The sequence below is a fragment of the Streptomyces sp. MB09-02B genome (genome assembly GCF_033794485.1).
Taxonomy (GTDB): Bacteria; Actinomycetota; Actinomycetes; order Streptomycetales; family Streptomycetaceae; genus Streptomyces.
On record NZ_JARGEE010000383.1, the window covers coordinates 1 to 8,630 of the forward strand.

At 75.1% G+C, this 8,630-nt stretch carries 2 protein-coding genes; both read left to right on the plus strand.

Annotated elements, in window-relative coordinates:
* On the plus strand, positions 1–833 hold an 833-nt coding region (locus tag P1P70_RS35250), incomplete at its 5' end, for a phosphopantetheine-binding protein (RefSeq protein ID WP_319245112.1).
* A 57-nt stretch (positions 834–890) separates the two neighbouring features.
* Positions 891–8,630 (plus strand): type I polyketide synthase (locus tag P1P70_RS35255; protein ID WP_319245114.1); only part of this gene is annotated, 7,740 nt, incomplete at its 3' end.

Below are 8,630 nucleotides of genomic sequence, written 5' to 3' on the forward strand. Positions count from 1 at the left end.
GAGGTGGCTGTCAGGCCGCGCGAGCGCCGCTCGTGGGCGAGGCCGTCGCGGGACAGCTGGAGCGGACGGGGCTGCGCCAGATGCAGCCGGAGCTGGCGATCGACGTCATGTGGGAGGCCGTCGGCCACGGCGAGACGACGCTCACCGTCAGCGACATGGACTGGGCGCGGTTCGCCCCCGTCTACGCGCTCGCCCGCCGCCGCCCGCTGATCGAGGAGATCCCCGAGGCCGCCCGTGCCCTGAGCGGCACGGGCCCGGCCGGTGACGAGCCGGCGGGCGACACGGGCACGGGTGTCCGGCTGCGGGAGCGCCTCACCGGGCTCACCGACCTCGAACGGCACGACACGCTGGTCGAGTTGGTGCGCGAGCACGCCGCCGCCGTACTGGGCCACGCCTCGCCCGAGGCCCTCACCCCCGACCGGCCGTTCAAGGACCTCGGCTTCGACTCGCTCACGGCCACCGAACTCCGGAACCGCCTCAACGCGGCCACCGGTCTGCGGCTGCCGGCCACCCTCGTCTTCGACCACCCCACCCCCACCGCCCTCGCCGCGCTCCTCCGCGAGGACCTGCTCGGGGACGCCCCGGACGGCCCGCCGGACGCCCTGCGCGTCCAGCGGGAACTGGACCGTGTGGAACAGGCCCTCGTCCCGGCGACGTCCACACCCCACCTGGACCCCGACGCCCGCGCCGACATCGCGCGACGGCTGCGTGACCTGGCCGCCCGGCTCGACGCCACGGACCAGGACGGGGCGGCGCCCACGGCCGACGTCCTGGAATCCGCCACCGACGACGAGATCTTCGACCTCATCGACCGTGACCTGGGCGTCGGCTGAGGCCCACCCCGACCGCCAGGTCCAGCCGCGCCCCCTCACACCGATCTGGAGTCGACCATGACCGAGGACAAGCTCCGCACCTATCTGCGGCGGGTCACCGCGGAGTTGCAGCAGACCCGTGACCGGCTGCGCGAGTCCCAGGACAAGGGGCGCGAACCCCTGGCCGTCATCGGCATGGCCTGCCGCCTGCCCGGCGGCGCCGATTCGCCCGAGAAGCTGTGGCAGCTCGTGACCGACGAGGTGGACACCGTCGGCGGCCTCCCCACCGACCGGGGCTGGGACCTCGACGACCTCTACGACCCCGACCCCGACAAGCCGGGCAAGACCTACACACGGGACGGCGCGTTCCTCCACGACGCCGGTGACTTCGACCCCGCACTGTTCGGGATCTCCCCGCGCGAGGCGCTGGCGATGGACCCGCAGCAGCGCCTGCTCCTGGAGACGTCCTGGGAGGCGGTCGAACGAGCCCGGATCGACCCGCTGTCCCTGCGCGGCAGCCGTACCGGAGTGTTCGTCGGCGGCCTGCCCACCGGCTACGGCGCCCTGCTGATGGACTCCGTCGAGGACCAGGGCTACGCCATCACCGGCGGCACCGGCAGCGTGATGTCGGGCCGGGTCTCGTACTCCCTGGGCCTCCAGGGCCCGGCGGTCACCGTCGACACCGCCTGCTCCTCCTCGCTCGTCGCCCTGCACCTCGCGGCCCAGTCGCTGCGCCAGGGCGACTGCTCCCTGGCCCTGGCCGCCGGGGTCGGCATCCTCGCGACCCCGGCGGGCTTCGTCATCTTCGCCCGCCAGCGCGGCCTCTCCGCCGACGGCCGCTGCAAGGCCTTCGCGAACGCCGCCGACGGCATCGGCTGGGGCGAGGGCGCCGCAGTGGTCCTCCTCGAACGCCTCTCCGACGCCCGGCGCAACGGACATCCCGTGCTGGCCGTGCTGCGGGGCTCGGCGGCCAACCAGGACGGTGCCTCGAACGGGCTGAGCGCACCCAACGGCCCCGCCCAACAGCGGGTGATCCGGCAGGCGTTGACGAACGCGGGCCTGACACCCTCCGACGTGGACGCGGTGGAGGCCCACGGCACGGGCACCCGTCTCGGTGATCCGATCGAGGCGCAGGCCCTGCTGGCGGCGTACGGCCAGAACCGTGAACGACCTCTGTTCGTCGGGTCGTTGAAGTCGAACATCGGGCACACGCAGGCGGTGTCCGGTGTCGCCGGTGTGATCAAGACGGTGCTGGCGCTGCGGCACGGGGTGCTGCCGAGGACCCTGCACGTGGACGAGCCGTCCAGGGAGGTCGACTGGTCGGCGGGCGCCGTGGAACTGCTGACGGAGGCCCGGGAGTGGCCGGACGCGGGCCGCCCGAGGCGGGCTGGCGTGTCGTCGTTCGGGATCAGCGGCACCAATGTGCACGTACTCCTGGAACAGGCCCCGGAGCCCGACACGGCCTCCGGGACCGCCCCGGACGACCCCGCGCAGCGGGCCGACCCCGAGGGCGCGCCGAAAATCGACGGTGAGCCGGGGTGTGAGCCCGTCACCGGCCCGTTGCCCTGGATGCTGTCCGCCGCCACCGCCGCCGCCCTGCGAGGCCAGGCCCACCGCCTCCTGGACCACCTGGCCGGGCACCCCGGCGACACGGCCGCCGACATCGGACACTCCCTCGCCACCACCCGCGCCGCCCTCGCCCACCGCGCCGTCGTCCTCGCCGACTCCCGCGACGGCCTCACGGCCCGGCTGCGGGCCCTGGCCGACGGCGACGACGCGCCGGGCCTGGTGATCGGCGAGGGCACGAAGGCCAAGACCGTCTTCGTGTTCCCGGGGCAGGGTTCGCAGTGGCCCGGTATGGCGGTCGAACTGTTGGACACCTCGCCGGTGTTCGCGGAGCGGATGGCGGAGTGCGAGCGGGCACTGTCGGCGTTCGTGGACTGGTCGCTGACCGAAGTCCTCACCGAGGGTGCTGAGTTGGCGCGGGTCGATGTGGTGCAGCCCGTGTTGTGGGCGGTCATGGTGTCGCTGGCGGAGGTGTGGCGGTCGTACGGGGTGGAGCCGGCGGCGGTCGTCGGTCACTCGCAGGGGGAGATCGCCGCGGCGGTCGTAGCCGGGGCGCTGTCCCTGGAGGACGGTGCCCGGGTGGTGGCACTGCGCTCGCGGGCGATCCTCGCGCTCTCCGGCCGCGGCGGCATGGTCTCCGTCCAACTCCCCGCCGACGAGACCCGCGAGGCGCTCGCACGCTGGGACGGGCGGATCGATCTCGCGGCGGTCAACGGTCCGTCCTCCGTCGTGGTCGCGGGTGACACCGAGGCCCTGGACGAACTGCTCACCTGGGCCGGGGAGACCGGGGTACGGGCGCGCCGTATCGCGGTGGACTACGCCTCGCACTCCTCCCATGTGGACGAGATCCGCGCGGAGTTGGCGGACCTGCTGAGCCCGGTGACACCGGCGTCCTCGCGGGTGGCGTTCTACTCCTGCGTCACGGGCGGCCGCCTGCACACCGACGGGCTCGACGGCGCGTACTGGTTCCGCAACCTCCGGCAGCCGGTGCGGTTCGAGGAGACCACACGCGCCCTGCTGGAGCAGGGCCACAGCCTCTTCGTGGAGGTCAGCCCGCACGCCGTGCTGACGGGCGCGGTCCAGGACACGGCCGAGGCCGCCGAACGCAAGGCCGCCGTCACCGGCACACTCCGTCGGGGCGAGGGCGGCCCGCTCCGCATGCTGCTCTCCCTGGGCGAGGCGTACGTGTGCGGCGCGCCCGTCGACTGGCCGTCCTGCTTCGCCGGAACCGGCGCCCGGAACGTCGACCTGCCCACATACGCCTTCCAGCACCAGCGGTTCTGGGCGGAGCCGCCCACCCCCACCGGGGCCACGGCCGGCCGGCCCGTCGACGCCTGGCGGTACCGGGTGGCCTGGCGGCGGATCAACCCGGCCGCGGCCACCCCGCTGTCGGGCCGATGGCTGGTGGTCTCCGGCGGCGACGGGGGAGATGGGGGAGGCGCGGGAGGCGGGGGAGGCTGGGGCGACGTGGCCGAGGCGCTGCGCACCACCGGCGCCGAGGTGGAGACCGCCACGATCCCTGTCAGCCCTGTCAGCCCTGTCAGCCCTGTCAGCCCCTTGAACCCCGTCGAGGGCACGTACACGGGCGTCGTGTCCCTCCTGGACTCCGCCGACGCCGCCCTCGCCCTCGTACGCCGTCTCCACGCCACCGGCGTGCGCGCGCCGCTGTGGTGGCTCACGCGGGGCGGTGCCGCCGTCGCCACGAGCGATGCCGTTCGCGGGGCCGCGACACAGCTGTGGGGACTCGGCCAGGTCGTCGGCCTGGAGCAGCCCGACCGGTGGGGCGGGCTGATCGACCTGCCCGGCACCTGGAGCGAGAGCACCCCCGCCCTGCTGGCCGCCCTGCTCACGGGGTCGGCGCGGGACGAGGACCAGCTCGCGATCCGCGGGTCCGCCGTCTACGCCCGACGGCTGGTGCGCGCCCCCCTCACCGACCGCGGCCCCGCCCGGCCGTGGAAACCGCGCGGCACCGTACTGATCACGGGCGGCACCGGCGGGATCGCCGCCCACCTCGCCCGGCGGTTGGCGGCCGAGGGCGCGGAGCACCTGCTGCTGCTCAGCCGTCGCGGCGCGGCGGCACCGGGAACGGAGAACCTCGCGGAGGAACTGCGGTCCCTGGGCGCGGAGGTGACGTTCGCGGCGTGCGACGTGGCCGACCGCGACGCCCTGGCGGACGTCCTGACCGCGATACCGGAGACGTGGCCGCTCACCGCCGTGCTGCACACCGCCAGCTCCACCAGCTACGGGCCGGTGCGCGACATCGAGCCGCGGGAGTTCGCCGACGGCACGGCGGCGAAGATGCGGGGCGCGCGGCATCTGGACGAGCTGACGGCCGGGCTGGATCTGGACGCGTTCGTGCTGTTCTCGTCCGGCGCGGCCGTGTGGGGCAGCGCGGGCAACGGCACGTACGCGGCGGCCAACGCCTACCTCGACGGCCTCGCGTACGAGCGGCGGTCGCGCGGACTGACGGCCACCTCCCTCGCCTGGGGCGGCTGGGCCGACGGCGGCATGCTGGACAGCTTCCCCGAACTCGCCGGACAGCTGGAGCGCATGGGGGTCCGGCCGATGCGGCCGGAGTCGGCCGTCGACGTCCTGTGGGAGGCCGTCGAGCAGGGCGAGACCGCACTGACGGTGAGCGACATGGACTGGGAACGGTTCGCCCCCGTCTACGCGCTCGCCCGCCGCCGCCCGCTGATCGAGGAGATCCCCGAGGCCGCCCGTGCCCTGAGCGGTGACCGGCCGGGCACCGACCGCGCGAGCGACGGCCCCGGGGACGGCACCGCCTCCGGGCGGCTGCGCGCCGAGCTCACCGCGCTCCGCGAGCCCGAACGGCGCTCCACACTGCTGGAGTTGGTGCGCTCACGCGCCGCGTCGGAGTGGCCCAGCACCGACGCGGACACTGCCGGTGGGGCTCCACCGCCGGCACGGCAGACGGCGGACGACGACCCGCTGGCCGTCGTCGGCATGGCCTGCCGCTACCCCGGCGGTGTCACCGGCCCCGAGGACCTGTGGCGGCTCGTCGCCGAGGGCCGTGACGAGATGGCGGACTTCCCGACCGACCGTGGCTGGGAGGCCCTGTCCCTGTACGACCCCGGACGGCAGACCGCCCTCGCCGGACAAGGGGCCTTCCTCTACGACGCCGGCGACTTCGACGCCGAGTTCTTCGGTATCTCCCCGCGCGAGGCCCTCTCCATGGACCCGCAGCAGCGGCTGCTCCTGGAAACCGCCTGGGAGGCCCTCGAACGGACCGGTGTCGACCCACACTCCCTGCGCGGCAGCCGCACCGGCGTGTTCGTCGGTGGCACACCCCAGGAGTACGGCGCCCTGCTGATGAACTCCGCCTCCCTGGCGAGCGGTTACGCCCTGACCAGCTCGTCCGGCAGCGTCATGTCGGGCCGGGTGTCCTACGTCCTCGGTCTGGAGGGCCCGGCGGTCACCGTCGACACCGCCTGCTCCTCCTCCCTCGTCGCCCTGCACCTCGCGGGACAGGCCCTGCGGGCGGGGGAGTGCGACCTCGCCCTCGCGGGCGGCGTCACCGTGATGGCCACCCCGGGGGCCTTCGCCGAGTTCGCCAACCAGGGCGGCCTCGCCCCCGACGGCCGCTGCAAGGCCTTCGCGGACGCCGCCGACGGCACCGGCTGGGGCGAGGGCGTCGGCATCGTCGTCCTCGAACGGCTGTCCGACGCGCGGCGCAACGGCCACCGTGTCCTGGGCCTCGTCCGGGGCTCGGCGGTCAACCAGGACGGCGCCTCCAACGGACTGACCGCCCCCAACGGGCCCTCCCAACAGCGCGTCATCCAGGCGGCGTTGGCCGACGCGGGCCTGGAACCCTCCGACGTCGACGTGGTCGAGGCCCATGGCACCGGCACCCGGCTCGGCGACCCGATCGAGGCCCAGGCACTGCTCGCGGCCTACGGCCGGGGCCGGGACGCGGACCGGCCCCTGTGGCTGGGCTCGGTGAAGTCGAACATCGGGCACACCCAGTACGCGGCGGGCGTCGCCGGGGTCATCAAGACCGTCCTGGCGCTGGGGGAGGGGGTGCTGCCCCGCACCCTGCACGTCGACGAGCCCACCCGCCAGGTCGACTGGTCCGCGGGCACGGTACGCCTCCTCACCGACAGCCGCCCCTGGCCGGACACCGGCCGCCCCCGCCGGGCCGCCGTGTCCTCCTTCGGCATCAGTGGCACCAACGCCCACGTCATCCTCGAACAGGCCCCGGAGGACCGGCCGTCGGAGCCTGCGCCGCCGCCGGAGAACCCGCCGGGAGCCGAGGGCACCGCCCCCCGGACCGCCCCGGAGCCGCTGGAGCCTCCGGAGCCGCCGGAGAGTACCGACGCCCGATCCACCGAGGCACCCGCCCACGCGGCCGACGCACCCGAGCACACCCCCGAGACACCCGCCGCCACCGAGACACCCGAGGGCGCCGACCACCCGCGCACAACCGAGCCCGGTGACACCGCGCCCGGTGACACCGAGCCCGCGCCCCCACCGCCGCCCGCCGTCCCCTGGCTCGTCTCCGGCCACACCGAGGTCGCCCTCCGCGCCCAGGCCGCCCGTCTCCTCGCCGACCTGCGCGAACGGCCGGGCACCCCGCCCCTCGACATCGCCCGCTCGCTGGCCACGACCCGCAGTGCCCTCACCCACCGCGCGGCCGTCGTCGCCGACACGGCGCCCGCGCTGCTCGACGGTCTGCGGTCGCTCGCCGAGGGCATACCGTCGGCAGCCGACGTCGTCCGAGGCGTCGTACGGGAGGGCCCGCTCGCCCTGGTCCTCCCCGGCCAGGGCTCCCAACGGCCCGGCATGGGCCGTGACCTGTACACGCGGTACCCCGCCTTCGCGGCGGCCTTCGACGAGATCTGCGCGGCCTTCGACCCGCTGCTGGGCCGGTCCCTGCGTGACGTCGTGTTCGCGACGGACCCGGAGCGGGCGCAGGAGCTGAACCGCACCGAGTTCACACAACCGGCCCTCTTCGCCGTGGAGACGGCGCTGTACCGGCTGCTGGAGAGCTGGGGAGTCCGCCCGGACGCGCTGATCGGCCACTCCGTCGGCGAACTCGTCGCCGCCCACGTCGCGGGCGTCTGGTCCCTGCCCGACGCGTGCCGGGTGGTCGCCGCCCGCGGGCGTCTGATGCAGGCGCTGCCGTCCGGCGGCACGATGCTCGCGGTCGAGGCCGACGAGAGCGAGGTCGTGGCCGTGCTCGCCGCCCACACGGACAGCAGCGTCGGCATCGCCGCCGTCAACGGCCCCACCTCGACGGTCGTGTCCGGCCCGGAGAACGCCGTCCTGGACGCCGCGGCGGAGTTCGTCGGGCGCGGCTACCGCACCAGGGTGCTCACCGTCAGCCACGCCTTTCACTCCCCGCTCATGGAGCCCATGCTCGCGGACTTCGCCGCCGTCCTGGCCCAGGTCGACTTCCACGAGCCGACCCTGCCCGTCGTCTCCAACGTCACGGGCGCGCCCGCCGCGGTCCGCGACCTGCGCGCCCCCACCTACTGGGTGCGGCACGTCCGGGACACCGTCCGGTTCGCCGACGGGGTGCGCACCCTGCTCGACCGGGGCGTGCGCACCTTCCTGGAGGCCGGCCCCGGCGGCGCGCTGACCGCGATGGCCGCCGCGACCGCCGCCGACCACACCCGGGAGACCGTGACCTGCCTGGCCGGTCTGCGCGACGGCGACCGCGGCGAGGCCGACGCGCTCGTCACCGCCCTCGCCCGGCTCGCCGTCGGCGGCACGCCCGTCGACTGGCAGGCCTACTTCGCGGGAGGCGACGCCCGCACCGTCCCCCTGCCCACCTACGCCTTCCAGCACCAGCGGTACTGGCTGCGCGTGCTCGGCGGCGGTGCCCGCGCCGGCCGGGAGGCGGCGTCCGTCGGCCTGAGCACGGCGGGGCACCCCCTGCTCGGGGCCGTCACCGCCCTGCCCGGTTCCGGCGGACTGCTCTTCACCGGCCGACTCGACGTCACCGACCACCCCTGGCTGACGGAACACGCGCTGGGCGGCAGGCCGGTCCTGCCCGGCACCGCCCTCGTCGACCTGGCCCTGCACGCCGGCGGGCACGCCGGCTGCGACCAGCTCGACGAACTCGTCATCCACGCGCCCCTCGTGCTGCCCACCGTGGGCGGCGTCGCCCTCCAACTGACCCTCGACGCCGAGGACGCCGACGGACGACGACCGTTCACCCTCCACGCCCGCCCGTTCACCCTCCACGCCCGGCCCGACGACGACACCGAAGAGCCATGGACCCGGCACGCC